Source organism: Paenibacillus sp. J22FR5, assembly GCF_059691975.1.
In genome coordinates, this window is record NZ_JCAUAN010000034.1 from 41,549 (window position 1) to 67,444 (window position 25,896).

A 25,896-nucleotide genomic window follows, 5' to 3' on the forward strand; every position below is an offset into this window, starting at 1 on the left:
TCCCCTCACAAAAAGAAGCCTCGGCACACTTGCCTCGGCTATTGACTCTTCAAACTCATCATAATTATTGCAACGGACTGGCTAGCAGGGATAATTCTGGGTTCGCTTCTAGTGCCTCATGACAATAGTCGCAAACGACCCTAACTGTAACATCTCCGTTCGTATTATACGATATTATATCTCTACGCTCATCAGGGGTCAAGAAATGGAAGCCTAACTGCTGCTCCGTAATCGCATGCTGATTAATTTCCCCGACAAAAGTATGACAATGCCTGCAAATATACTTGATCATATGTATGCCTCCTTCGATAATTCGATTACATCCTAGTATGACCATTCTTCGGAGAAATTAGCCGAATCTGGCATTGTCATTTCGAATTGGGAGTGAACATATCATCATTTATACAGCAGGATAAAGGAATCTGATTATTTATTAAACTTAGCCATCGTTCTCTCGAAGGATTCTCCCAGACTAAACTCCATTGCATCACATGTTAGATCTAACACGTCGTTAATCGACTTCATCTCTTCTTTGGAAAAGTTGGATAGCACATAATCTGCAATGTTATATCCAGGTGCCGGACGATTCACACCAATCCGGATGCGATTGAAAATTTGTGTGCCCCCATGCTGGATAATCGATTTGATGCCATTATGCCCCCCTGGACTTCCTTGGTAGCGAAGACGAATTTGTCCAAAGGTTGTATCCATATCATCGTAAACAATGACGACGTCTTCCATTTTCGCTTTATAGAAATCGAGGAAAGCTCGCATGGATTCACCGGAAAGGTTCATGTAGGTCATTGGTTTGAGTAAATAAACCTTCGTTCCATTCACATTCCCTTCTGCCAATAACCCTTTGCCCTTATTCTGAAAAGAGGTGATTCCCCATTTGGCGGCAAAACGGTCGATGGCCATGAACCCCACATTGTGCCGATTCAGTTCATACTGCTTTCCCGGATTTCCCAGTCCGATAAAACATTTCATATTCTTCTAAATCCCCCCATGCATGATCTGAAAATATAAGAAAAAACCTTTGCGGAACCCGCTTTTAAAGGTTATTGTTTACAATATACCTGTTTCTCATTGTTTGCCATCCCATAAAAGCTGTAGGTGATAAAAGAACGATGTATCTTCATGGACAACAGCTTACAGAAGATGATCATTTCCAAGATCATTTCGATGCGGACGTACCCGTCCAAGTATACTATCAAAATCTGCACAAGGATATAGGCTTCATCGAAATGTACAACCGTCATTTCGTTAAGATTAATCGTACCTTTTATAACAGAAAGGCACATACTTTTGTTTCGCGCCCTGGATATTAAGCGCTTACATTGGTGAAACGACAAACGTTAGAGCCATCAGGCTTCACCTTGCCAATTGTCTTACCACGCTTCCAAGCCTACTAGCATGAGACAAAGAAAAACCCCTTTCGGTCTCGCTCAGCTTGGTCGTTTTCACGTAAACCAAGCTGAGTGGGTAGCACCTCATTTCTAGCGTACCCCACCTCAAGAGGTTCCATCCCTATTGTTTCATCACTCCGCCGTGCATGGTCACCCACTGTCTATCAACGACCTTTATTTTCTTTCTTCGCTCTCATCCGCGCTTTGATTTTATCTGCATAACCAGCTTTATTCTCTTGTCGTACACGAGCGATAGCCATATCGCCATCGTTTACATTATGGGTAATCGTAGCGCCAGCAACGACAAACGCACCGTCACCAATCTTCACAGGAGCGATCAAATTGACATTGCTGCCAATAAACGCATCATTCCCGATTTCCGTTACGTTTTTATTGAAGCCATCATAATTCACCGTTATTGCACCGCAACCGATGTTTACGTTCGTCCCGACAACCGCGTCACCCACATAGCTCAAATGGGAAACCTTCGATCCCTCTCCAAGCGTCGCGTTCTTAATCTCTACGAAATCGCCAATCTTCACTTTCTTGCCAAGCTTAGCACCTGGTCTCAAGTATGCAAATGGACCTACAGAAGTTTCGCTGTCTACGAAGGCATCCTGAAGAACGGACTGCTTAATCGTTACTTCATCCTGAATCGTGGAATCGATGATTTCGGTTTGCGGTCCAATCGTACAAAGCTCACCGATATGTGTATTTCCGCGCAAAATAGTACCCGGCAGTAGAATCGTATCAGCGCCAATCGTAACATCCTTCTCGATATACGTATTCAGCGGATCGATAATGGTAACCCCGTTCAACATATGCTCGCGGTTAATCCGCGCTTTGAACAGCTGCTCCGCCTCGGACAACGCCACACGATCGTTCACCCCAATGGATTCAGCTGGATCTGCCATGCAATAGCCTTGCACGACTTCTTCTGCGCTCGTCATAATGCCGATAACATCGGTTAGGTAATATTCATTCTGTACATTCTGGTTCGTAACCGACGCCAGTGCTTTGAACATTTTCCGATTATCAAAAATGTACGTACCCGTGTTAATCTCCTGAACAGCCGCTTCTTCCGGTGAGCAATCTTTCTGCTCTACGATCCGAGCTACGCGTCCATCTTCCCCGCGAATAATACGTCCGTAGCCTTGCGGCTCGTCCAGCTTCGCTGTCAAAATCGTAGCAGCCGCACCTGATTTCTTGTGCAGTTCGATCGTCTCTTGCAGCGTAGCAGCTGTAATGAGAGGGGTATCCCCACAAATGACAACCGTCATCCCTTCTTCCTCGCCAAGCAATTCCTTAGCCTGAAGCACCGCATGCCCCGTTCCTAGCTGCTGCTCTTGCAGTGCATACTGGGCACGATCACCTAGATAGCCTTTCACAGCCTCTGCACCAAATCCAACAACCACGACGGTTTGTGTTACTTCTATATGTTGCAGCGTATCGACAACGTGACCCACCATCGGTTTACCAACAACCGGATGAAGCACCTTGTACAGCTTTGATTTCATACGTTTTCCTTGTCCTGCAGCCAAAACAATTGCCATGAGCTTCAACGTAATTCCAACTCCTTTAATTGAACTATTGATATTCTATTTCCCTATAAACGAATGAGTTCTTCCCCCAATATAGCATCATTACCTATGAAAAGAAAAGAGAGCCCTAAGGGCTCTCTCAATAATCTGAATTATGCGCCTTCTTCAATGACTTCCTCTTCTACAGCTGCGCGATCGTATTCAGCGAGTACTGCTGCTTGAATTTTCTCACGAGTCGTGGACGAAATCGGATGAGCGATGTCGCGGAATTCACCGTCTGGTGTTCGTTTGCTCGGCATAGCAACGAACATTCCGTTATTGCCATCGATGACACGAATGTCGTGTACGACGAACTCGTTATCAATGGTAATAGAAGCAATCGCCTTCATCCTCCCCTCGGAGTTTACCCGGCGGAGTCTTACATCTGTAATTTGCACTTGTGTTCACCACCTTTTTCCATCTCTGAGACTTGGGTGATATATTCAACATATGGATGCAAATTCCTTCTTATTTTTTTGAAATTTTTGATAATTTAATGTGTTCTTAATGTTTCTGTTAAATTTCGACAGGAATCACAGCAATTAGTTCAATTTCGACAGAAACATCACGAGGTAATCTCGCAACTTCAACGGTAGATCTAGCTGGTTTGTGGTCTCCGAAGTAGGTTGCATAGATCTCATTAAGCTCCCCAAATTGATTCATATCCTTCAGGAAGACAGTCGCCTTCACGACTTGCCCAAAAGAAGAACCCGCTGCTTCAAGCACGCCTTTCAAATTCGCAAAAACTTGATGCGCCTGTTCCTTGATGCCGCCCTCTACGATTTGACCATCCAACCCTAACGGGATCTGTCCGGATGTAAACAAAAGGTTACCCCATTTAACCGCTTGTGAGTAAGGTCCAATTGCTGCAGGTGCTGTTGATGTTGAAATGAGTTCCATGCTTACGAATCTCCTTTTTTTTGAAATATAGAAATTACTTGTTCCAAAGATAAACACACCGTCCATGAAGGACGGCGGAGTCGTTTATTTTGCGTCAAAATAATTGCCTGGCTCTACCGTAATTTGCTTCGTCTTGGAGTCTACGCCATATAACCGAGCTAGTGAAACATAGTTATCCACCAACTGCTCCTCAGCCTCGCAGGATTCCATGAATACGCCGACGCCTTGTACAGTTGCTTTAAATTCTGCTAACAGATCCATCATGCCATGAATCGTACCGCCAACATGCATGAAGTCATCGATGATAAGCACCTTGGATTCTTCCTTCAGTGCGCGCCTTGCGAGCGACATCGTTTGAATCCGCTTGTTGGAGCCGGACACATAGTTGATGCTAACGGCTGAACCTTCCGTCACTCGGCTGTCTCTACGTACGATAACAACAGGCAGATTCATATACGTGGCCGTCGCATAGGCGAGCGGTATCCCTTTGGTTTCAACGGTCATAATCACGTCCACATCGCGACCAGCGAAAGCAGATGCAAAGGTTTTGCCAATTTCGTTCAAATATTGGGGCTGTCCCATGATATCTGACATATACAAATATCCACCTGGAAGAATCCGCTCTGGTTGTTGGAGTTGCAAGCATAGGTTCTGGATAAACTTCAGGGATATTTCTTTGGGCACCTTCGGTGAAAATTTCACGCCTCCAGCTGCTCCGGCTAGCGTATTTAGTTCGCCCAATCCTTCTTCTTCAAACACTTCTTTAATGATGGCAAGATCTTCGCTTATGGAAGATTTCGCGGAGTTGTAACGCTCGGCAAAAGTCGTTAAAGGAATTAACGAGTGGGGGCGAAACAACAAATATTGTGTCATTTCTACCAGCCTAGCGCTCCTTTTCAACTTTTTCATCGCACTACCCCCAAAAATCCGAATATTATAATGAAAATATACCACTTTTATACGTATTTGTTCAAGCTAACCATGAAAATTATGTTAACACGAACCTCACATAAATCTAACGCGTCCGAGAACAAATGAGCCAGTACGACCATTATGCCCCTTTAGATGAAAAAGAGCCCCATAGTGGGGCTCTTAGAAGGCTCATTATGTTAACATGCGCACAGCGTAAACATCCTTACAAAAGCCTCGCAGTCCGTTATAGATGCGCGGCACCTTCGCCTCCTTGGAAACAAGCCCAAATACGGTTGGCCCACTGCCTGACATCAACACACCATCGGCACCCAACCGCTGCATGCACTCCTTGAGATGTCTAACTTCTGGATAGAGATCCAGCGTTACTTCTTCAAGCACATTGCCTAAACTGTCGCAGAGACGGTCGAACTGCTTGTCCCTTATCGCACTCAACACACCTTCGGTCGAAGGATGATGCTTAATTTCCCGCGCATTCAACTTCCCGTAGATCTCCGAAGTCGACACATTGATCGGCGGCTTCGCCAGTACAACCCAACACTGAGGAGGTGCTGTAATCGGCTCTAGCTTCTCGCCGCGCCCTGTCGCAAGGGCTGTCCCTCCTGTCACACAGAACGGCACATCAGAGCCCAGCTCTGCGCCAAGCACCTGAAGTTCCTCACTCGGGATATTCAGGTTCCAGAGACGGTTGAGACCTCTGAGCGTAGCCGCCGCATCGCTGCTTCCACCAGCCAGGCCCGCAGCGACAGGAATCCGCTTATCCAAGTGAATGTACACGCCCTGTTTGACGTCGTAGCGATCCTTAATGAGCCGCGCGGCCTGGAAGGCCAGGTTCTTCTCATCGAGCGGAATATAGCCAGCCTGACTCGATATGATAATCGTATCGCGTGCCATCTCCTGCATTTCGATCCGATCCGCCAGATCCACCATCGTCATCACCATCTCAACTTCATGGTACCCGTCTGGTCTTTTATGTAAAACATCAAGAGACAAATTAATTTTAGCCGGTGCTTTCTCAAAAATCTTCATCCGATCACCTTCTTTTGCTCGTTTGCCACCCCGATATTATAACAAAACCGCAAAAAAAAAGCTAAAGCAATTGCTTTAGCTGTAATACGGACGCCCAGTCCCTTGGCTTGTCTGCTGATAGCCCGGTTTCATATGATTCATCGTTACCGTTTGTGGTTGATACGCGTTAAAGGAAGGTGTATAGCCCTGCCCGTTAAATGCAGGCTGGTTAGCCGTCGGCTGACGGTAGTTAGCTGGAGCAGCCTGAGCGTTAGTCTGGGAAGAAACATATTGCTTGGCCAGTTGTTCCTCTGCAATTTGAATCGCCCGCTTCACCATATTACCTGCATCCTTCGTGCGGATACCTGACCATCCTTCACGCTGAACAACATCGTAGAAACCAAGATCCTTCGCTAATTCATATTTAAAGCTATCGGACATAACACTTCTTCTTCGGCTCATACCAAATCCTCCTTATCATTTTCGCAAAATAAACTCTGCAACCATCATAAGCAGTGATTGATGACGATTTCGGTTAGTATGCCCCATCGCTTCAAGTCCATGCATCATGAATAACCCACTAAAGCAAAAACAGACCACGAGGGTCTGTTCAATATCGGAACGCTATTTAAGCTAATGCTGTATGTAAGTGATGCGAACCTGACCATCATCGTTGCATACGGTAACTTCGACGGACTCAGTGAGGATATCGGCGTAGCTGTATGACACTCGTTTGAAGGCATGGGATTCTTGATCTAATTTCACAATAAACACAGAAGGGTAGGTTTCTTCTAAAACACCAGAACGCTCGACAGTCTTACGACGGCCACCATTCGCTCTCAACATGATCTTCTGCCCAACGTGGGGCTCCAAACTGCGTTTGATTTCCAATAGCGCATTTTTTGCCATTGTCAACTACCACCTCTTTCCTCGTCAATTATAACCCATTTAGTCAATCATGTCAAATGAGGGCAAATATTATATCAGCACCCCAATCCCGTTGTCAACGGCATTTTTATTCGTTTTCCGATTTCCCCTCCCTTCAGGTTGTCACCAATGTTCGCAAATTATTCACACTTTTCCAGTTATAGATAAACTTCTTCATCCACCTTCAAGAATGAGTACATTTATCTAGGTTCTTATGAAGCAAATGCAGACAATCCAATCTTGCCATTTACAAAAAAAGAACACTCTCCGCCACCCTCCTCTAAGGAGTCCATGACATGAAAGTGTTTCTTAAGTCCCTACTTACCCATCCGAATCCACCACAACACAAGAACGCAACTCATCCTGCTTTTCTCATCCAGAAACGTCTATATCCGCGTGCTCAATCCCCGGAATACCCATCCGATAGCTGCCACGTGTCTCAATCCCGCCTAACCCTTCTAAACCTGTCACCGTCAAGTCCATAATATCCAGCATCGAAATGGTTTCCCTTGTCGAGGTATAGGACAACTTAGCCGCGATACACAGCGGGTCTAAGGCATGGATGAGAATGCGGGCAGGTGAACTCGCGAAATTAGCTCCGGCTCGTAATAAGGCTTCAAAATGCGACTGACATGCACCTGCAACAACAATTAACGAATCTCGATTCCGTTCATATTGTCTGGCCACCCGAACCGCATTCACGAAGTTCTGAGAATTCTTGTAGCTCGACAGATTACTCGGGCTAGTACTTTGCCGATTTTTCAGAATGCCATCATGGCCCGTAATCACGACAATGTCGGGTTTATATTGAGGAAGCAATCGTTGCAACGCTTCCGCCATTTGCACCTCGGGAACAAAAAACCCTTCTGCTGGCACACGTAATTCTCCGTATAACTGCATACTTTTCCGTAGATAGCTTGGATCGCCATCCAGATGAAGCACCCTCCCAGGCACTTCAAAATAGCTATTATTATTTGTTTGAGGCTTTTGTTTAAGGTTGATAGCTAGCTGATTCTTTTCCTGCAACTGCACTTGGGACACCGCTAGCCGACGCAGCGACTCACGAAACTCAGGCGAGCTTGACCGTGGATGATCTAAGGTCTCCGCCCTATTCGTTTTCGTCAGGTCCGTGAGCGGCGCATCTGCTAGCAGGCGGAAATCGACACCTCTCAGAATGGCTTTGAGATGCTCAATCCGCTCAATTTTAAACACGACGTCTCCGCCATAGGAAATACGGGTTACAAAGTCTCCTTGCCTCATCGCACAAATCCCCTCCTAGGGGTATCCTATGGCGAGACTAGGCATTTGGTGCGGGTTATTTGCAGCCGTGCGCACGAAGAGCCGTTGACAAGCGTGCGAACTCCTCCATACTAAGCGTTTCACCGCGTCGGGAAGGCTCGATCTGAATGCTGTGCAGCAAAGCTTCCAGCTCAGGTTTGTTTTCTTTGGTAAAGAACCGAGCCGCGAGGTTGTTGTACAAGGTTTTACGACGCTGCACGAAGGATGCCTGAACGACAGCGAAGAAGAAGTCCACGTCCGCCACTTCGACTGGCGGCGCTTGACGCACACGCAGTCGGATGACAGCGGAATCGACGTTCGGCTGCGGCACGAAGACGGTGCGAGGCACGATGGTGACGAGCTCCGGCTCGCAGTAGAACTGCACGGCAATGCTAAGGCTGCCGTAATCCTTGGTGCCTGGACGAGCCGCCATGCGGTCGGCCACCTCTTTTTGAATCATCACGACGATATTCTCCAAGGGAAGCTTCTCCTCAAGAAGCTTCATAATGATCGGCGTCGTGATGTAGTAAGGCAAGTTGGCGACAACACTGACGCCTTCCATGCCCTCGAAATGCTGCCGAAACAGCTCCGGCAGGTTCGTCTTCAAGATATCCCCATGAACGACAGTGGCATGGGGGTAGGGTGCCAGCGTCTCGCCCAGAATGGGCAGCAGACGCTGATCGATCTCGACGGCCAGCACGCGGCCAGCGAGCTTGGCCAGCTGCTGTGTGAGCGCGCCGATGCCAGGGCCGATCTCCAGCGCAGCCTTCGTTGGCCCGAGCTCAGCGGCCATGACGATTTTGCTCAATATATTCTGATCAATTAGGAAGTTCTGGCCTAAGCTTTTCTTCAGCACGAGACCGTTTTTCTTAATAATCTGCTTCGTTTTACTTGGTGTTGCCACATCTTCTGCGGTTACAATAACTTCTTGTCCGGATATCGTCATAGAATAGACCTCGTTATCTATAGGTTTTCGTACTCATGATTCAATTCAAATGCTCCAATGCTGCCTCGAATTCCTCTCGGGAAATCTGAAACATCGCGCAGCGCTTATAAAACTGCTTGCCATTGCAATAGCCAATGCCTAACGCATTGCCTACAACGAGCCGGCGAGCCGCCGCATCCGGATGCACGATGAGGCCGGCAGCGATCAGATCTTCCATCGTCAGCTGTGAAACCGCCGCGTCATACTCTGTCCGCAGGCTCTGAAGCGCCTGACGGATCGTCTCTGGCGTCGCGTTCTCGACGCCGATGTCGCCCTTATACGCCGCTTGCTCCTGCGTAATGAAGGCATGCTTGCAGCCAGGCACCTTGGCTGCCACAATCTTGCGAATCCGCTCACCGGCGTGATCTGGATCCGTGAATATAATGACGCCTCTGCGCTGCTGAGCCAGCGCGATCCGCTTGAGTACGGCTTGTCCGATAGCGGAGCCGCCTGTTTCAATCGTGTCCGCCTCCACAGCCCGCCTGATGGCAGCTGTATCGTCCTTGCCTTCCACAACGATCATTTCTTTTATCATTTACGTTTTCCTTCCCCAGTACGCAGAAAAAGAAGAGGGGTCTCCTCTTCTTTCGCGCAGGCATATGCCAAGCTACGTGTATGAGCTAGTGTTCCCGCCAAAACTACCGTTTACACGTTAGTTTTGAGACGGTTTAGTAGGGCCAACCACATACACGGTGTACCCTTGTTTCGTTCCGAATTTATTCGCATAACTGTGATCTTCATAATACACATCGATCATCTGGCCTTTCACGCCGCTGCCAATATCTTCAGCACGACGGAAACCGATACCTTCAATGTACACCCACCATCCGAGTGGAATCACCTTCGGGTCGACCGCAATCGTGCGCCCTTCAGTCACGGTAGTCCCTGTGTAGGTTTTGCCATAGCCAGCAGAACCTTCCGTCTTACCTGTCGATTCCACGTCCGCTGAATAGGCGGTTAGCTTCACATTTTTGAGAATTTGTTTGTAGCCGAAGGTCACACCGTTTTTGGAAACCTCATCGACACTCGGTGAAGAGGAAGAGAGAACAACAACCGGATTTTTCGTGCCTACCGATACTACTTTTTTAACACTTTCTGTTTGTACTTCTTCACCCACAACTGCTTCCGCGACTAAAACACCGTCCTCGAAAGTCTTTTCTTTCTTCTTCACCAGAACGCCTTCTTTACCTTCTTGGACGACTTGCTCTTTCCCTTTAAGTAAAGACGCGTCATTCTTTTTCTCTGTCTCGAATGCGATCGGTTCAGAGACTTCCTCCGTCTCTTTTTTCACACGGACGATTTTGATTTCATCGCCAGTGGTTAGAGCGGCCGTCGGTTCGGGAGTAATGCGATCATTCTCCCCAAGTGCAATATTTAAACGTTGCAATGCACTTTCTACCGTTCTTGCAGTTGTGTAAACAGTGGTGGTCTTTCCATCAGCAGTCAATTGAATTGGTGAGGCATGCTCGATAACAATTTTGTCTCCACCCTTGAGCTTGGTCGTGAGTGAAGCTGAAATTTCATCGTGCTCACCAATCGTTATGGCTTGTTCATCCAGTAGGCGTTGCAGGACCCATTGCTTCGTGTGCACAATAGTTTCTTGTCCATTCACAACCACGGATACGCTCTTGGTAGCCGTTCCGTACAACAACACCAAAAACATGAAAGTCATTGCGATTGAGATTATAGCTAGGCTTAAAATCAAACGCAAGTTTTCATGCTTCCATCGCAATGCGAAGGACATGCTGGATGATCGTTTTACATGGGTCTCGCTAATTGAGATACTGCCCACTTCTTCGGTCCTCCTTCAAAGCCTCGCCGCCAGGTTACAGCATGATTAAATTTGACGCGACTAAGGTTTTTAGTTTAACTTAACATGCTCGCCATCATCAGCATTCTTGCGTAGCCGAATCTGGTCGTCCCCCCCTTTTACCTATTCATCATCCTATGAATTCCGGGTCATTTTATGTCATCTGATCTGTGTAAAACCCTGTATGAGGACAAAAAGCCAGCAAGAAGAGGACTCTTCTCGCTGGCTTAGTTTGCATAGTGAAATACAAATAGCACGCACGACAATCGTTACCTCTCTTACGCTTACGAGGTTAGCTGACGGATTCGGACGTGAGAGTCGCCCTACGTAGACGCAAACTGCTTGTTTGACGTCCATGATTCACCCCTGTTACTCAATCTGCTTACTTAACCGCATTTGAATGCAAATTAAGCTTGCAGTGGTTCCCCCGTTTCCACATTTGGAACTCAGCGAATGGAAAATTGGCAAATTGGATATTAAGTTATTATGAAAAGTATATTACGCTGTTAATCTCAACCTGTAAAGGGATTAACACCCGTTAAAAAGGGCTAAATCACTTAAATTTCGATTATTTTCCATATATAACCCACTTATATCTACATGTGTCTATGTTTAACGTACGTATACTCGTTTTTTTGATATATAATGGCCAAAACTAGGCTAAAAATGCAAATTTGTTTATAATGATTCTGGAAGTATTCGATCAATAAATACCAATAATTTGCTATTTAGGGAGGCAATTGAGATGGGTCCCATCTTACAAGTAAACGCTTTATTCGGGGGATACTTACCCAACAAACCCGTTCTCCATGACCTTACCTTCTCGATCCGTCAAGGTGAAATGATGGGGTTAATTGGACTCAATGGGGCAGGAAAAAGTACCACTATCAAAAATATATTAGGGCTCCTACAACCGCAAAAAGGATCCATTCGCATTAACGGCTTAACTTTAGCAGAAAGTCCTTTACCCTACCGTGCGACATACGCCTATGTACCTGAAAGTCCGGAGTTATACGAAGAGCTTACCATTCGTGAACACCTTGAGTTAACAGCCATGGCATATGGCATTTCCAAGGAGGACTTCGAAGCCCGATCCCAGTCCCTGTTAGAGCAGTTTCAAATGAAAGACAAGCTGAATAGCTTCGCAAGTCATTTATCCAAAGGGATGAAACAAAAAGTGATGATCATGAATGCCTTCTTGATCGAGCCCTCTTTATATATCATTGATGAGCCATTTCTCGGACTCGATCCGTTAGCCATACGTTCCTTGCTCGAATTAATGGTCAACATGAAGCAAAGAGGCGCATCATTCCTCATTTCCTCTCACATTTTGTCTACGATTGAAAAATATTGCGATAACTTTGTCGTCCTCCATAAAGGTCACATGGTTGCCCAGGGAGATTTAGTCGAATTACGCGCACAAACAGCGCTTCCTCAGGCGTCATTAGACGACATTTTCTATAGGTTAGTTCAAGGAGAACTGCGATGACCCCTCCAATGGAAAATATACGCGCATTTAACACACATGCATTATGGAAGCAGCGATTTCAACATTATATGAAGGAATCCATGGGCTATTGGCAGTATGCCGCTCGAAGTAATTTTATCGGCTTCTTGTTGTTTCTTGTCATCGTTTCTTCCTATTATTATGCAAAAACATTACAGCGTCTTCCGACAGATTATCCCTACTTATGGATCGTCCTGCTCTTGCTCGTTCCACTTCTCACCTCAAGTCCCATTCGGACCCTGACTCGGAGTGCCGATCGGATGTTTCTATTGCGGATCGAGAATGAAATGGGTGCTTATTTTCGAAGCAGCTTTCTGTACAGCTTGTCACTTCAAGGCGTTTGGTTATTTCTCGCTTGGATCACACTACGACCGCTTTATAAGCATTGTCTAGGCACCAATGCGCAGCCATTTCTGCTAATATTTGCTCTATTACTTCTATTAAAAGTAGCGAACCTATTCGCTAGTTGGCAGGAAGGAAAATTTGCCGCTGAACGAACAAGATTCCTATCCGTTTGTTTTCGATGGATGGCATCCATTACCCTAATTACAATCCTATTTAACTACAGTGTCTTATGGGCTAGTCTAGCTGCATTAGTTCTTGTATTCGTTTGGCTGATTACGTTTCGATACGCAGCTAAATATGTGATCGGATGGGATTATCTGATTGCCAAAGAGAAGCAGCAGCAGGCTAGACTCTACGCCTTCTTTAACTGGTTCGTCGATGTACCGCAGCTGCCAACACGAATAGCCCGCCGAGGTTGGATCAGCGGACTCACACGATTTGTTCCTTTTCGACAAGATTCAGCGTTTCTCTATTTATATATGAAGACATTGCTGCGAACCGAGCTGTTCGCCATTGTTCTCCGACTGACTGTGATTGGCGTATTAGCCATTGCCGTTTCAGACTCGGTTACTGCGCGAAGCGTAATTCTACTCATTGCACTTGTTATATCGATGGTTCAGCTTACGTCGCTGGAGCGTGCACATCGGTATACGTTCTGGCTTGATATGTATCCATTGGAACCGCAAGCCAAAGCAGGTTCCTTAGCTTATATGATCTGGTTAACTCTCACCTTGGAGCTTGTTATCCTAACCATTCCGTTTATGATCGGAACCCCTATCCTATATAGTCTAGTCCCGCTGCTCTGTCTCGCCTTTATTTCTTTCGCGTGCAGCGTTGTCCTGCGACGGAAATTCAAGAAAAACGTTTTACTTGAGACCGAGTAAACGAATCGCATTGTTCGTTGTAATTTCAGCCAGTTCTTCCAACGTCATACCCCGAATTTCCGCGGCCGTCTCAGCCACTAAGCGCACATAGCCGGTTTCGTTGCGCTTGCCGCGGAAAGGATGGGGCGTTAAGTAAGGAGCATCCGTCTCGATCAATAGACGATCAAGCGGAACCTGTGCCAGCACCTCTTTCGGTTGCACAGCATTTTTGAAGGTCACGGGGCCTCCAAACGAAATATGGAAATTCATATCCAGACACTGCTTCGCTGTCTCCCAGCTGCCTGAGAAACAATGCATGATGCCTCCGACCTCTGCCGCCTTCTCTTCTTTGAGAATCGTTAAAATATCTCGATGCGCATCGCGATTATGAATCACAATGGGCATACCCAGCTTACGGGCAAGACGAATTTGCTCACGGAAAACCCGCTGTTGGACATCCTTCGGCGACTTATCCCAGTAATAATCCAGACCAATCTCACCGATGGCAACGACCTTCTCATGCGAGCACAAGGACTCAATCCATTCCAAATCGCCAGGCATCATATCAATCGCATCCACAGGATGCCAACCTACCGTCGAATAGATGAAATCGTATTTCTCGGCGAGCTCTATTGAACTGGGAATGGTTTCTCGATTAAAGCCGACATTCACAATTCTCGTAACGCCGGCATCTAATGCACGCTGAATCACTTCCTCTTGATCATCCTTAAATTGCTCAGCATTTAAATGTGTATGTGAATCCGTTAGCATGTCTGTTCTCCTCTATGTCAATGACTATGATTGTTTTCCTTATTGTTGGTTATTCTCGCTTATTCTTGCTCCCCTAACATTTCCCAAACGTCAGGATAGTCTTCCGCATTCAACCTCTCAAGCAGCTCCTCCGGATAGTAAACATGATGTTTCCCCATCTGAAAACCACTAATCGACTGAACAATCTCCGAGCGATGCGTAATTTCCGTTAAAGTTTCCTTATGATCCAGCAAGAGGATTGGCAAATTGTCGTCATTTTCACCAGCTCTGTAAACGTCATAAGATTGATTCGAAGGGAAATCGATCTCCATATAATACGTCGGATCGAAACCCACCTCTCTCATGACCATTTCCATCCGCTGAACGAGATGCTCTTGATCGCCATCAAAGGTGCTGTACTTGTACAATTTGCGATCCAAGAATCGTTTGCACATATCCGCAAGCATACTATCCTTCTCTTGACTCCAGAAAGTCAGCATCGTTTGCATGACCGACTCATCCAGCAGCAAATAATCTTCTAACGAGATGTGATTCTGAATGAGATGAAGAATAGGCTCCACCATAAAGCCAAATGCATACCCTTCTTCATATAAATGCTTAGCGCGAGCAAATATTTTGTGCAACAGAATTTCTGCACTGCGCGTAACCGGATGGAAATAGACTTGCCAGTACATCTGATAGCGAGACATCAGGTAGTCCTCAACCGCATGCATCCCGCTCTCTTTGACAACAATATGCCCCTTATAAGGCCGAATCACGCGCAGAATCCGCTCCAGATCGAACGTACCATAATTAACGCCGGTAAAATAGGCATCTCGCAGCAAATAATCCATGCGGTCCGCATCCAATTGGCTGGATACCAGGCTAACCACAATCTCTTCACTATACGATTTACAAATGACCCCAGCCACCTTTTTCGGAAAATCAGGAGAGACTCGGCTCAGCACTTCATTTACCTCTGTGTCTCCAAGCACAATACGACACGACCAGTCCTCGTGCCTAGTACCGAAAGCCTTTTCGATCGAATGTGAGAACGGGCCATGTCCCAGATCATGCAGTAAAGCCGCACACAGACAAAGCAGTCGCTCCTCTTGGGGCCAATCCTCATAGTGGTTGCGTTCGAATTGTGAAATAATTTTTCGAGTGATCTCATACACACCAAGTGAGTGTGAAAAACGGCTATGCTCAGCACCATGAAAGGTTAGATAGGACGTGCCTAACTGACGAATACGGCGCAATCGTTGAAACTCCCGTGTATTAATCAAATCCCAAATCGTATCGTCTTGCACATAAATGTATTTATGAACGGGATCTTTAAACACTTTCTCTTCTTTCATACGCCTTGACCTCCCTTAATAATATAAAATGTTTCGACATTTTTGACACAGAACCCTTTTCTTTGTCGTTTATTGTCGATTTTCAAATTCCAATTTCTTTGCTTCTCAAAATATCATTTCCAAGTACTGCTCCAGAAGTGGGAAATTGAAAGTTTCGTAATATACCCCTTACAATCCCTTATTCCTAGCGTAATAACGACTTTTAGACATGTCACAAAAATAATAATTTTCAAGATTAACGGCTTGTATTAAGCGAAAATATGGTTGACTATTTTGGGAATCGTTGGTATCATAAGTCTTAAGCAAATGTCGAAACATGACGATCTTGATAAAAAATTGATAAAATCGAAAGGGGTTTTATATATATGATGAAATCTACCGGAATTGTAAGAAAAGTGGACGAACTAGGACGCGTTGTTATTCCAATCGAGCTACGCCGCACGTTGGGCATTGGCGAGAAAGACGCTCTGGAAATATATGTAGACGGTGAGCGCATCATGCTGAAGAAATATGAGCCTGCTTGTATCTTCTGTGGCAATGCGGAGAACGTATCGTACTTCAAAGGAAAAATTGTTTGCCATATTTGTTTAGCAGAAATGCCAACACCTGTGACAAAATAAGAAAAGTAGTATATAATAGAAGTAGCACTTATCCTATTGGTAATTCTAACCTTTTTCATATCTCCTTTCATCTCTAACTTTGTTGGCTTCGGCCACGGGTTAGAGATCTTTTTTTCTGGAGACAAAATCAATCCGATATGCACATGGATCCGGCCCCGTAAGGGGCCTTTTCCTATTGGCGATAAAACCATATATAGGGATCTTTGGTCGGAGACCAAAGTCTCTCCGCTATGGCCCCTGGCCACGAAAGGTTTTATCACTGTATCTGTTTTGCTGCGTTCCTAACGTTCCAATAGCGCATTATATACATCGCGCTTCGATAAGTCACGATCCGTCGCGACCAGCTTCAGTGCATCCTTGCGGTCGATCCCGCGCTCCTCGTAGTGGGCGACGTGCTCGGCGAGCGACTTCGCCTCCCACCAACCGTCAGCCGCTTCCTGCACGGCTGCGTCAGATGCGCCTTCGGCGATCACGCAGTACTCGCCCTGCGGCGGGTACTGTTCCAAGTGCGCGAGGCACTCTGCGATCGTGCCTCGCAAGAACTCCTCGTACCGCTTCGTCAGCTCGCGGGCGAGGCAAACCCTGCGCTCCGCCCCCCACACTTCCGCCATGCGGAGAAGTGTTTTCTCCACGCGGTGCGGCGATTCATAGAACAGCAGTGTGTCCTGCACATGCTGCAGCCCTTCAAGCAACTTCGTCTGATCTTTTTTCTCCCTGGGGAGAAAACCGACGAAGGCAAATCGCTCTGTCGGCAAGCCTGATGCAATCAGCGCCGACAGGGCCGCATTCGCGCCGGGGATGGGCACCACCGGCACGTCCTTTTCTACGGCCATCCGCACCAGGTCGTAACCTGGGTCGGAAATGGCCGGCAGTCCTGCATCGCTGACGAGCGCGATGCTCTGCCCTTCAAGCAGCAAGCGGACCAGCTCCGGGCCGCTTGCTTGCTTGTTGTGTTCGTGATAGCTGACCAGTCGCGTAGCGACTTCGAAGTGGGTCAGCAGCTTGCGTGTTTGCCGCGTGTCCTCAGCGGCAATCATGCTCACTTCCTTCAGCGTGCGGATCGCACGGAAGGTCATATCTTCTAGGTTGCCGATCGGCGTGGCAACCAAGTATAGCGTCCCTACGCCGCTATCATCCTCGCGGTAGCTTTTTTGTATAGTCAAACTCACGGTTATGTCCCTCATCACTTTGTATTGGTGTTACAGTAGCATGCTTACGAGAACTCTAGAGCGCTCCGGCCTCCATAGTAGATATCCTTGAGCTCCTGGCAGTATTCCTCGTTCTCTGTGTATACGATGAGAGGAGGCAGCGTGCGGATCTCTGGCTTCCCATCCTTCATCCCTTCGATCAGCACCATCATCGCCTCTTCGCCAGCACGCGCATGCACATAGCGGATTCGCTTCGGCTCAATACGGTACTGCCTCATTAGGCAGCAGATCTCGATCAGCCGAGTAGCGCGGTGCACCATCGCCACCTTACCTCCGGCTTTCACTAACTTTGCGCTAGCCGCAATAACGTCCTCCAGCGTACAATAAATTTCATGACGCGCCGCCGCAAAATGCGCATTACTATTCTGCTCCCCATTCGGCACAGGCAGATAGGGCGGGTTCACAGTGACAGCATCAAATTGTCCGTGTCCCAAGGTTTTGTGAATCGTTTTCAGATCGCCCTGCACCATATGCAGTTGTTCCGATAGATCGTTTATTTCAGCGTTGCGAACCGCCATATCGGCTAGACGCTCCTGAATTTCGACACCCCAGATTTCAGCGCGAGTCCTTGTCGATAGCAGCAAGGGCACAACCCCATTGCCTGTGCATAAGTCTACAATTCGCCCCTTGGGTGGAACGCTGCTGAACCTCCCTAAGAGAACAGCATCCATTGAGAAGCTGAACACTTCATCACTTTGAATAATTTTCAAATCATATGTCAATAAATCATCGATTCGTTCGGTTGGTAGTAAAGGAACTTGCTTCATAGGTCTTTCCTTTCTCATTGTTGCCTATTATGGAAAAAAACCGTAAGGGATACACCCCTACGGCCAAGCGTCTTATTTATTTAAAAAGGATAAGCAAAACAAACAATCTCCCTCGGTCCGAAGGTGTCCATAGTATACATTGCAAATATGAAATCCTTCATTGTATAAGCGGGTTAAATTATCATATCCGGCACCAGGTAGCTGCACCGGTTCGTCAACAGTATCTCTCGTCGGCTCTTCGACCACAGTTTCCTCTTGGCGGATGAGCTTACGCAGCTGCTGATTCTCTATGCTTAATCTCTTATTTTCTTCGATGAGGGTAATAATCCGTTTCTTCAAGGCACCTAATTCAGCATACGTGGTACCCATTCGTTCTTCGATCCCATCTATTTGTCCAAAAATATCTTGTTTATCCACGCTTTCACCTCTAGTGCCATGCATGCTTACTGGCCAGCGCCTCCTTGGATCCTCGATCTTCTACTCTTGTTCAACAACATCGTCGAATGGTAGATCTAGTGCTTTCCCAAGATCAAACAATTGAACCTTTGCCGTACGCTCTTTAATATTTAGACCCAGTACTTTCCCACTGCCAAATGAAGTGATCACTAGGCGACCAACTGTCGGCAGTGAATCTTTGGCGCTTTCATAGTTATCATGTTCATATTTCAAGCAACACATCAATCTTCCGCATAATCCTGATATTTTAGTCGGATTCAGGGATAAATTCTGGTCTTTGGCCATCTTGATCGACACTGGCTCGAAATCGCCTAAGAACGAGGAACAACATAGAATTCGCCCACACGGACCTATACCACCCAACATCTTCGCTTCATCACGCACACCAATTTGACGCAGCTCAATTCTTGTCCGAAAAATGCTCGCCAAGTCCTTCACAAGCTCACGGAAATCGACGCGTCCTTCAGCAGTAAAATAAAAAATAATTTTATTGCGGTCGAAGGTATACTCTACGTCCACTAGCTTCATCTTAAGACTGTGGTCTTTTATTTTATCGTGACACGTTTGGAAAGCGTCTTTGGCTGCTTTTTTATTCTCTTCAACCAAATCAGCATCCGTATCATCCGCGATCCGAATAACCTTTTTGAGCGGCAGAACCACATCGTTCTCTTTGACGATTTTTTTGCCCACAACGACCTTGCCGTATTCAACACCGCGTGCAGTCTCAACAATAACGGCACTTTCTTTCTCGATCGGTAAATCAATGGGATCAAAATAATATATTTTACCCGCTTTCTTGAAGCGGACGCCAACCACTGAGTACATCTTACACCCCCTGCATCTCCACGAGCATTTTCTCTATAACCAGCTGAGAATTGGCATTGGAACGCAGTCGCTTTTGTAAATCTACGGCTTGCTCCATCATACGCACCCAGACTGAGACATCTCGACTTAACGCGAGGGAGCTCATCCAGTCTAGCTGGTCATTATATACAAGCTTATCTCTGCGCTCAAGGCGCAACTGCACCATATCTTTAAACCAGAGGATCAATAGATCGAACAACGTCGAAACATGATCCGCAAGTTCTGTTTTCACAATCCGCTGTTGTACGGTAATCATGGAAGTAGGGAAACGTGTGAGCGTCTCCTTCGCTAATTGTAACATTACGGTTCTCATTTCTGCAAACCAATTTGCGCCAATTAAATCTCTGGCCGCTTGCAAGCCTGCTGTTACATGTGCTGCTGGCCCAACTAACGCCGCTGGAAGTCCTTCTTCCAGAAGTGTAAGCACCATTTGCTCACGCGCCATTGGGGTAAATTGGATCCACTGTGCCCTCGATTGAATGGTCGGTAACAGTGCATTTCCGTTCTCGGTGATCAGAATCGCTACAACACGAGAGTTCGGTTCCTCTAGAAATTTCAACAAACTATTCGCGGCTTGTACCGTCATTTTCTCTGCGTGATACAGTACATATATTTTCGTTCCAGACGCTGTTGCACGGTAGGCAAACTCCTTTTGCAACTCACGAATCTGCTCAATCTTAATTGAAGCGCCTTCAGGAGCGACCACATGGAGATCCGGATGATTGCCATGCTCGACCTTACGGCATTCTAAGCATTCGCCGCATGCGTCATCCGTTCCGTTCTGACAATAGATCGCTTTGGCGAGTGCCATTGCCATTTCGGAACGGCCTGTCCCAATAGGGCCACTAAAAATGTATGCATGCGAAAGTCTATCTTGACGCAGTCCGTTCTGCAGGAGCCTTTTCGCCGCTGCTTGTCCCGGTATCGCTTGGAAGGACATTTATCTTCGCTCCATCCTAAAATAACAAGTTAATCAGCATACCTCGGATTTCTCCGATTCTTTGCAAAATCTCAATCCGCCCCTGCTCATTCTCCAATAATTCATCGGCTAACGAGAGGAGCTCTTGATCGATTTCTTCTAAAAGCTTATATCGCTTCGAACGGCCGCGACGATCCCAGCCTTTCGTATCTCTTAAATTGACACCGCGCCTAGCTGTTTCCTCTAGAAACTGACGAATCAGCAATTTATACTGGAGCAACTCCCTCACGGTCATGCCTCTCGACAAGCGATCGCCCTGAATCGTAATTTGCTGAACCATTTTAGCCAACTGTTCCTGCGTATACTTCTCATCTTGCTGCTGCATGATGTCTAAGAAGTTGCGAGGAGCCATCTGTGGGGGAGGTACATTCTCACCCACTTTAATATTTTTGCCGATGGGCTGCAGCCCCGGATTAATTTTCAAGACGCATCCATCCTTGTGTAGATCTGATTATAATGAGAAAGCCTTCTATCGATGTAACTCGAGAATGAGCGACCGCGGTTTAGATGTTGTTTTTATCGCCAATAAGAATTTGTTCTTCCGTTAATACCGGAAGCTTATAAATTCTTATGTGGTTAGAAGTGCTCGAATCGCTCGACAGGCAATACGAAAACGGCCGCTCCACCCACTTGCACTTCCACTGGGAATGGAATGTACGAATCTGTCGTTCCTCCCATTGGAGAAACGGGTGTCACCAGCTGCTCGCGAATTTTACAATTAGCACGGATCACCTGCATCACCTCTTGTACTCGGTCATCTTCCGTACCAATCATAAAGGTTGTATTCCCCGCACGCAAAAATCCACCGGTACTTGCCAGCTTCGTGGCTCGAAACCCTTCCTTAATTAAAGCGTTAGATAGACGGTTACTGTCTTTATCCTGAACAACGGCTACGACTAGTTTCATGGGTGATGCCTCCTTATATTATAAACTAAGAATTGGTTTTCCGCTTTAGACGGAAATATGTTCCTCAAGCAACTGTTTGCAATCACGCCATATATCCTCAGCAATTTGATCTACACTACGGTTAGCGTTAATTACTAGGACACGCTCTGGATGATCTAAAGCAATTTGGTGGAAACCTGCTCGTACCCTGCTGTGATAATCGACATTTTTCTGCTCAATGCGATCCAATTGCTGCGTGCTATCACCAGCACCTGCTCTTTGATTTAATCGCTCTAAGCTTACTTCAACAGGTACATCCATGATATAAGTCCTAGTTGCCTGCAGCCCTGAACTAGCGTAGCTCGAAATGCTCTTCACCCTGTCAATGTCGACGCCAAGGCCATAAGATTGATAAGCCACACTGGCATCAATAAATCGGTCACAGAGAACAATCCGCCCAGCTTTCAACGCAGGGATGATCAGTTCGTGAACGTGCTGCGCGCGCGATGCCGCATAAAGCAGTACCTCTGCTTGATCCACCATCTCCTCGTTAACAGGGTCGAGAATGATACTGCGAATTTTATCGCTGATTGCAGTTCCACCAGGTTCTCTTGTAACGAGCACATCATGTCCCAATTTTTGCAGCTCCTGCGCTACTTTCTTAAGCTGTGTTGTTTTCCCGGCACCGTCTGGCCCTTCAAACGTAATGAATATTCCGTTCACGTGTTCCTCCTGCTTACTGCCTCACGAAGTACCTTCGTGATTTGTGTATATAGTTAATTTGTACGTCTGTCCAAAATGGGTTCCTTGGAACCTAATGCCCTGACTAGCTAAAAATATAAGTGCCTCAGCTACAGAAGCTGTAATGACTTCACCCGGATACAAATAAGGAATACCCGGCGGATAAGGAATTACCATGTCCCCTGAGCGCTTCCCAATCGCTTCCTCTATATGGACCTCTAAGGTCGTTGTTTGAAACACGACACTGCGGTCAAAGCCTATTGGCGAGGAGATGGGCGCGTAGGTGGGTAATTTAATTATATTCGAGATAGGCGCCTGAAGTTCCTGCTTTTGGTCTGTGATGTCAAAACAAATGTTGCTTAGTACATGAAGAACTCGAAGCATATCCTCTCTAGAATTAGCAGGGGAAAATACAAGTAAAACAAGAAAGCCGTCGGTCATTTCAACAAAGCAGCCTTCCGCTTCTAACCTATCTTTGAGTTCGGCTCCGGACAAGCGATGTGTGGGATCATAAATGGAAATCTTAAAAGGATCAGCCGTTTCCTCACCTCTCCCGCTGGTATGTTGCGGATTTTGTCGCGGATAGAAATCTAATACTTGGAGTCTCTCTAAGCCTGCTCTGAACTCTTTCATCATACTGAGTCCTTGTTCTATCCAAACACAACCTTCCGTATGCATTCGCTTTCTTGCTAAATCCAAGGAGGCCATAATCGGGTATGAGGGACTTGAGCTTTGGAGCATCGCCAACAATTGTTTGATCGCTCTACGGTTGATTCTCGGTCCTTGTACATGCAACATGGCGCCCATGGTCATAGCGGTCAGCATCTTATGTGTAGATTGTACGACCGCATCAGCTCCTTGGGATAAGGCTGACGCTGGCAAATCCTCGTGGAAGCCGAAATGTGCACCATGTGCTTCATCCACTAGAAGGAGCATTCCCTTCTCATGCATCAAATCCGCAAATGGCCTAAGCTGCACGCCGATTCCATAATACGTAGGGTTAGTAATAAATAATGCCTTCGCAGTTGGATATTGTTCGATTGCTTGTCTAACATCTTCAATATGTAAGCAGGCCGCGACACCAGTTTCGGGGTCGATTCCTGGCGCTAGGAATACGGCTTGAGCACCAGCCAGCATGAGTCCATGAATAACGGACTTATGTACATTCCTTTGAACGAGAATGATTTCATCTTTCTGACATACGGCTCCGATCATGGCTAAATTGCCAACCGTACTCCCGCCAATGAGAAAATACGTCTCCTCAGCCCCAAAACAATCCGCGGCGAGCTGCTCTGCCTCCAAGATAACACCCTCTGGATGGTGTAAATCATCTAGTCCTGTTATTTCTGTATAATCTATGGACATGATCGACTGTAGAAAGCCTATTCCCTCTTCGAGAAGTCCTTGCCCTGATTTATGGCCTGGCACATGCAGGCTTATGGACTTCTTTGCGTGGTGGGCAACCATAGCCTCATATAGCGGGGCTTGTGCCTTATGTGAATATTGGCTGCACAAACGGATCGAACTCCTTGAGCTACGCGAGCTTTCAATTTTTTCAATTTACCCTTATATAGTAGTGGATTGGCGGCAAAAAAACAAAAAAAAGCTTCTATAAAAGAAGCTTCTCCTCTTAATTCATATACTGCCTCGAATTTCCCATGTAAAATGCTTTCCGCATTTGGCTCACAAAAAACGGATATTTCTGATCAGAAACGTTTGTTTTCACAATTTCTTTACTACATTCATCACATATGAACGCCGTAACAATATGAATGCCGCCAATCCGCTGTTGTTCGCAAATCATACATAATCCAAACCGATTCTCCTCCATATGATCACCCCACGATCTTTTAAGACTAGTATGTCCGATTATCAATTCTCCTAAACTAGCTAAACCCTCATATTTTGGAAGGAAGATGCCGATAATACCTTCATAACACGTTGCCGCGGCGCGGAGGTCTTTCATATGTCAATCAAACAAGAATCCAATTTATCCAAACAATCTACGATTTATAGCTATACATTAATGAGGCGTTTTTATCATTCCTTATATAAAATAGTGCTCTATTATACGTCTCTTATTCTGATAGTCTTCTACAAATTTGACCCCTCTCATTGGCTTCCACTGTTAGTTAGCTACCCTATTGTGCTCATCTTTCATACGCTGCTCATTCGCGCTTATTTTCACTTTACCATTGGGATGGCTATGCGCGGCTGGTCCTATCGTTGGGGCATCTTCTGGTCGGGATTCTTGCCTGAAGGCAATGCCTCCGTCCGACTCGTTACCAAAGTGCAGCTTCATCTTTTCTGTATCGGACTTGCATTAATCCTGATCTTGTATCCGTGGATACCTGGAACTTGGTTACTCCATCTGGCGATCTTTCACTGCTGGATGCTCCTACCGCGCTTGTGGATGTTGCTTCGTTTCCAGCCTTACCGCAAAGCCGGTTTAGTGAAAATAACGAGCAAGGAAACATCTTGTTATACGCAATGAACTGGGTTAGGATAATGCTGTGACTGGCTAGCCTTTACCACCCATCCTAACGATTAACTGCAAAACTACATCTCATTTAGCTCCATTCACCATTTTAATCAAATCAAAATAGTTAAGATGAACGTGAAACAGCTCCGTATTTTGTTTCATTCGTAGGTTGAAAATGGAGTTAGGAAAACCCATTTCAGAGCTACAAAACAAAAAGGAGCTGTTTATTATGCAGTATGGTCAAAAATTCGCCGGTTTAGATGTGTCCAAGAAAAATTTGTGGTTGCTGTAGCTGAGGCAGATCGCGAAGCACCTCGGTATTGGGTGGCCATCGCCAACGATGTAGGAGCGAAAGGCTTACCCTGTGGTAACCAACCCACGTATAGCAGAGTGCCAACCGTCGTTGACATTGTGCCTCCGCGCATAGCGCTTTCGCATTATCTTTCTTATGTACAAAAAGCGATCTACGAGCAAAATTCAGTAGCTATTTGAATTTCACGTTCATAGCTGATGGATTTACTCCCCGCTAATTTCTTTACAGTTTCTAAAAAAATCCGTGCAGGGGAGGGTCTCCCCAGTTCACTGCATTATCTTTCATACCATGCCGATCCCTTTACACCGGAGGATTCTTCACTGCTATTCCAAGATCTACGCAGCTTCCTTGGCCTTCGTCTATGTTTACGAGACTCAGCTTCCCCTTGTCCCTCTTGCGAGGCCTCTTTGACGATGCGGCAGGATTCACTTGATGTTACGGCCTGGTATGTTGCTCGCCCTGTCTCTGACAAGTACTTTTGTCGATGCGCTTTTACGCACAGATTTCGCCATACGCAAGCATCCTATCTACAAGGGTGGCCTGGTCCCTCCCCTGGTTGGACTTGCACCAACTAGATAATGCGTGCCTCTGGGCACGCTAAACAAAAAAAGAGCCTTACTTGGAGTAATCCAAGTAAGGCTCTTTCAGTTGCTTGGCAACGTTCTACTCTCCCAGAACCCTGCGGTTCAAGTACCATCGACGCTGGAGGGCTTAACGGTCGTGTTCGAGATGGGAACGCGTGGGTCCCCTCCGCCATCATCACCAAACAGTCAAAGCGTTTGTTTGCGCCTTGAAAACTAGATACGAAACTCACGTAAAGTTGAATCCTTAGGAATTTTGGTTAAGCCCTCGACCGATTAGTATTCGTCAGCTGCATACGTTGCCGCACTTCCACCTCGAACCTATCAACCTCGTCGTCTACAAGGGGTCTTAC

The 25,896-nt window shown here is 46.4% G+C and carries 29 protein-coding genes, 2 rRNA genes, 1 pseudogene and 1 riboswitch; of the genes and pseudogenes, 4 read left to right on the forward strand and 28 right to left on the reverse strand.

What is annotated here, in order from left to right:
* Positions 1-64: 64 nt before the first annotated feature.
* The 14 genes and pseudogenes from fin to AC58P7_RS28310 all read right to left on the reverse strand — a co-directional run bounded on the left by fin (position 65) and on the right by AC58P7_RS28310 (position 10,806).
* Positions 65-292 (reverse strand): anti-sigma-F factor Fin, encoded by a 228-nt coding sequence (fin, locus tag AC58P7_RS28245; RefSeq protein WP_310502535.1) that lies wholly within the window; start codon positions 290-292, stop codon positions 65-67.
* 134 nt (positions 293-426) lie between these two features.
* Positions 427-987, reverse strand: a complete 561-nt coding sequence (gene pth, locus AC58P7_RS28250) for an aminoacyl-tRNA hydrolase (RefSeq protein WP_497348973.1) — start codon at positions 985-987, stop codon at positions 427-429.
* 71 nt (positions 988-1,058) lie between these two features.
* On the reverse strand, positions 1,059-1,259 hold the full coding sequence (locus tag AC58P7_RS28255; RefSeq protein WP_497348975.1) for a hypothetical protein: 201 nt from the start codon (positions 1,257-1,259) through the stop codon (positions 1,059-1,061).
* A gap of 311 nt (positions 1,260-1,570) precedes the next feature.
* Positions 1,571-2,968, reverse strand: coding sequence for a bifunctional UDP-N-acetylglucosamine diphosphorylase/glucosamine-1-phosphate N-acetyltransferase GlmU (gene glmU, locus AC58P7_RS28260; RefSeq protein WP_497348977.1), 1,398 nt, complete (start codon positions 2,966-2,968; stop codon positions 1,571-1,573).
* A 131-nt stretch (positions 2,969-3,099) separates the two neighbouring features.
* Positions 3,100-3,384 (reverse strand): septation regulator SpoVG, encoded by a 285-nt coding sequence (spoVG, locus tag AC58P7_RS28265; protein WP_028557369.1) that lies wholly within the window; start codon positions 3,382-3,384, stop codon positions 3,100-3,102.
* A 118-nt stretch (positions 3,385-3,502) separates the two neighbouring features.
* Positions 3,503-3,886, reverse strand: coding sequence for a RidA family protein (locus AC58P7_RS28270; RefSeq protein WP_497348979.1), 384 nt, complete (start codon positions 3,884-3,886; stop codon positions 3,503-3,505).
* 84 nt (positions 3,887-3,970) lie between these two features.
* Positions 3,971-4,795 (reverse strand): pur operon repressor, encoded by an 825-nt coding sequence (purR, locus tag AC58P7_RS28275; protein ID WP_171629527.1) that lies wholly within the window; start codon positions 4,793-4,795, stop codon positions 3,971-3,973.
* A 195-nt stretch (positions 4,796-4,990) separates the two neighbouring features.
* Positions 4,991-5,845 carry a 4-(cytidine 5'-diphospho)-2-C-methyl-D-erythritol kinase gene (gene ispE, locus AC58P7_RS28280; RefSeq protein WP_497348981.1) on the reverse strand — a complete coding sequence of 285 codons (855 nt, stop codon included), beginning with the start codon at positions 5,843-5,845 and terminating at the stop codon, positions 4,991-4,993.
* Between the two features lie 270 nt (positions 5,846-6,115).
* A pseudogene (locus AC58P7_RS28285) lies at positions 6,116-6,286 on the reverse strand (small, acid-soluble spore protein, alpha/beta type); the annotation flags it as partial.
* A 171-nt stretch (positions 6,287-6,457) separates the two neighbouring features.
* Positions 6,458-6,733, reverse strand: a complete 276-nt coding sequence (veg, locus tag AC58P7_RS28290) for a biofilm formation stimulator Veg (protein ID WP_028557365.1) — start codon at positions 6,731-6,733, stop codon at positions 6,458-6,460.
* 390 nt (positions 6,734-7,123) lie between these two features.
* Positions 7,124-8,011, reverse strand: coding sequence for a sporulation peptidase YabG (gene yabG, locus AC58P7_RS28295; RefSeq protein ID WP_497348983.1), 888 nt, complete (start codon positions 8,009-8,011; stop codon positions 7,124-7,126).
* A 55-nt stretch (positions 8,012-8,066) separates the two neighbouring features.
* Positions 8,067-8,975: a 16S rRNA (adenine(1518)-N(6)/adenine(1519)-N(6))-dimethyltransferase RsmA gene (rsmA, locus tag AC58P7_RS28300; protein WP_497348985.1), complete on the reverse strand. Its 909-nt coding sequence runs from the start codon at positions 8,973-8,975 to the stop codon at positions 8,067-8,069.
* A gap of 40 nt (positions 8,976-9,015) precedes the next feature.
* On the reverse strand, positions 9,016-9,549 hold the full coding sequence (rnmV, locus tag AC58P7_RS28305) for a ribonuclease M5 (RefSeq protein WP_497348987.1): 534 nt from the start codon (positions 9,547-9,549) through the stop codon (positions 9,016-9,018).
* Between the two features lie 117 nt (positions 9,550-9,666).
* A complete protein-coding gene (locus tag AC58P7_RS28310) occupies positions 9,667-10,806 on the reverse strand; it encodes a resuscitation-promoting factor (protein WP_497348989.1) in 1,140 nt (379 codons plus the stop codon).
* A 284-nt stretch (positions 10,807-11,090) separates the two neighbouring features.
* Positions 11,091-11,286, reverse strand: a riboswitch (cyclic di-AMP (ydaO/yuaA leader).
* A gap of 283 nt (positions 11,287-11,569) precedes the next feature.
* Here AC58P7_RS28310 and AC58P7_RS28315 point away from each other — a divergent pair.
* Positions 11,570-12,313 carry an ABC transporter ATP-binding protein gene (locus tag AC58P7_RS28315; protein ID WP_497348991.1) on the forward strand — a complete coding sequence of 248 codons (744 nt, stop codon included), beginning with the start codon at positions 11,570-11,572 and terminating at the stop codon, positions 12,311-12,313.
* Positions 12,310-13,560: an ABC transporter permease gene (locus AC58P7_RS28320; RefSeq protein ID WP_497348993.1), complete on the forward strand. Its 1,251-nt coding sequence runs from the start codon at positions 12,310-12,312 to the stop codon at positions 13,558-13,560. Before AC58P7_RS28315 ends, AC58P7_RS28320 begins: the two co-directional genes overlap by 4 nt.
* On the opposite strand, the gene AC58P7_RS28325 is transcribed toward AC58P7_RS28320, so the two are convergent.
* Both AC58P7_RS28325 and AC58P7_RS28330 read right to left on the reverse strand, forming a co-directional pair.
* Positions 13,543-14,310 carry a TatD family hydrolase gene (locus AC58P7_RS28325; RefSeq protein ID WP_497348995.1) on the reverse strand — a complete coding sequence of 256 codons (768 nt, stop codon included), beginning with the start codon at positions 14,308-14,310 and terminating at the stop codon, positions 13,543-13,545. The two genes, AC58P7_RS28320 and AC58P7_RS28325, sit on opposite strands and share 18 nt — an antisense overlap.
* A gap of 59 nt (positions 14,311-14,369) precedes the next feature.
* Positions 14,370-15,647 (reverse strand): HD domain-containing protein, encoded by a 1,278-nt coding sequence (locus AC58P7_RS28330; protein WP_497348997.1) that lies wholly within the window; start codon positions 15,645-15,647, stop codon positions 14,370-14,372.
* Positions 15,648-16,012: 365 nt separating this feature from the next.
* Between AC58P7_RS28330 and AC58P7_RS28335 the strand changes: the two genes are divergently transcribed.
* Complete coding sequence (locus AC58P7_RS28335) at positions 16,013-16,267, forward strand: AbrB/MazE/SpoVT family DNA-binding domain-containing protein (protein WP_028557356.1); 255 nt, start codon at positions 16,013-16,015, stop codon at positions 16,265-16,267.
* A gap of 281 nt (positions 16,268-16,548) precedes the next feature.
* On the opposite strand, the gene rsmI is transcribed toward AC58P7_RS28335, so the two are convergent.
* The 10 genes from rsmI to AC58P7_RS28385 form a co-directional block, all read right to left on the reverse strand.
* Positions 16,549-17,436 carry a 16S rRNA (cytidine(1402)-2'-O)-methyltransferase gene (gene rsmI / locus AC58P7_RS28340; protein WP_497348999.1) on the reverse strand — a complete coding sequence of 296 codons (888 nt, stop codon included), beginning with the start codon at positions 17,434-17,436 and terminating at the stop codon, positions 16,549-16,551.
* Between the two features lie 44 nt (positions 17,437-17,480).
* Positions 17,481-18,260 carry a tRNA1(Val) (adenine(37)-N6)-methyltransferase gene (locus AC58P7_RS28345; RefSeq protein WP_497349001.1) on the reverse strand — a complete coding sequence of 260 codons (780 nt, stop codon included), beginning with the start codon at positions 18,258-18,260 and terminating at the stop codon, positions 17,481-17,483.
* 54 nt (positions 18,261-18,314) lie between these two features.
* Entirely contained in the window at positions 18,315-18,659 is a 345-nt protein-coding gene (gene yabA / locus AC58P7_RS28350) for a DNA replication initiation control protein YabA (RefSeq protein WP_497349003.1), read from the reverse strand.
* A gap of 60 nt (positions 18,660-18,719) precedes the next feature.
* The gene (locus AC58P7_RS28355; RefSeq protein ID WP_056618027.1) at positions 18,720-19,523 is read right to left on the reverse strand and encodes a PSP1 domain-containing protein; all 804 of its coding nucleotides are present in this window, start codon (positions 19,521-19,523) and stop codon (positions 18,720-18,722) included.
* Between the two features lies 1 nt (position 19,524).
* Positions 19,525-20,502, reverse strand: coding sequence for a DNA polymerase III subunit delta' (gene holB, locus AC58P7_RS28360; RefSeq protein WP_497349005.1), 978 nt, complete (start codon positions 20,500-20,502; stop codon positions 19,525-19,527).
* Positions 20,503-20,518: 16 nt separating this feature from the next.
* Positions 20,519-20,965, reverse strand: coding sequence for a YaaR family protein (locus AC58P7_RS28365; protein ID WP_497349007.1), 447 nt, complete (start codon positions 20,963-20,965; stop codon positions 20,519-20,521).
* Between the two features lie 152 nt (positions 20,966-21,117).
* Complete coding sequence (darA, locus tag AC58P7_RS28370; RefSeq protein WP_056618038.1) at positions 21,118-21,447, reverse strand: cyclic di-AMP receptor DarA; 330 nt, start codon at positions 21,445-21,447, stop codon at positions 21,118-21,120.
* A gap of 45 nt (positions 21,448-21,492) precedes the next feature.
* Positions 21,493-22,149 carry a dTMP kinase gene (gene tmk / locus AC58P7_RS28375; RefSeq protein WP_497349009.1) on the reverse strand — a complete coding sequence of 219 codons (657 nt, stop codon included), beginning with the start codon at positions 22,147-22,149 and terminating at the stop codon, positions 21,493-21,495.
* A 21-nt stretch (positions 22,150-22,170) separates the two neighbouring features.
* Positions 22,171-23,682, reverse strand: coding sequence for an aminotransferase class I/II-fold pyridoxal phosphate-dependent enzyme (locus AC58P7_RS28380; protein ID WP_497349011.1), 1,512 nt, complete (start codon positions 23,680-23,682; stop codon positions 22,171-22,173).
* 115 nt (positions 23,683-23,797) lie between these two features.
* Positions 23,798-24,133 carry a sigma factor G inhibitor Gin gene (locus AC58P7_RS28385; protein ID WP_497349013.1) on the reverse strand — a complete coding sequence of 112 codons (336 nt, stop codon included), beginning with the start codon at positions 24,131-24,133 and terminating at the stop codon, positions 23,798-23,800.
* Between AC58P7_RS28385 and AC58P7_RS28390 the strand changes: the two genes are divergently transcribed.
* Positions 24,134-24,661 carry a hypothetical protein gene (locus tag AC58P7_RS28390; RefSeq protein WP_497349015.1) on the forward strand — a complete coding sequence of 176 codons (528 nt, stop codon included), beginning with the start codon at positions 24,134-24,136 and terminating at the stop codon, positions 24,659-24,661.
* A gap of 951 nt (positions 24,662-25,612) precedes the next feature.
* Here AC58P7_RS28390 and rrf read toward each other — a convergent pair.
* Positions 25,613-25,729 (reverse strand): 5S ribosomal RNA (rrf, locus tag AC58P7_RS28395).
* 70 nt (positions 25,730-25,799) lie between these two features.
* Positions 25,800-25,896 (reverse strand): 23S ribosomal RNA (locus tag AC58P7_RS28400); the annotation flags it as partial.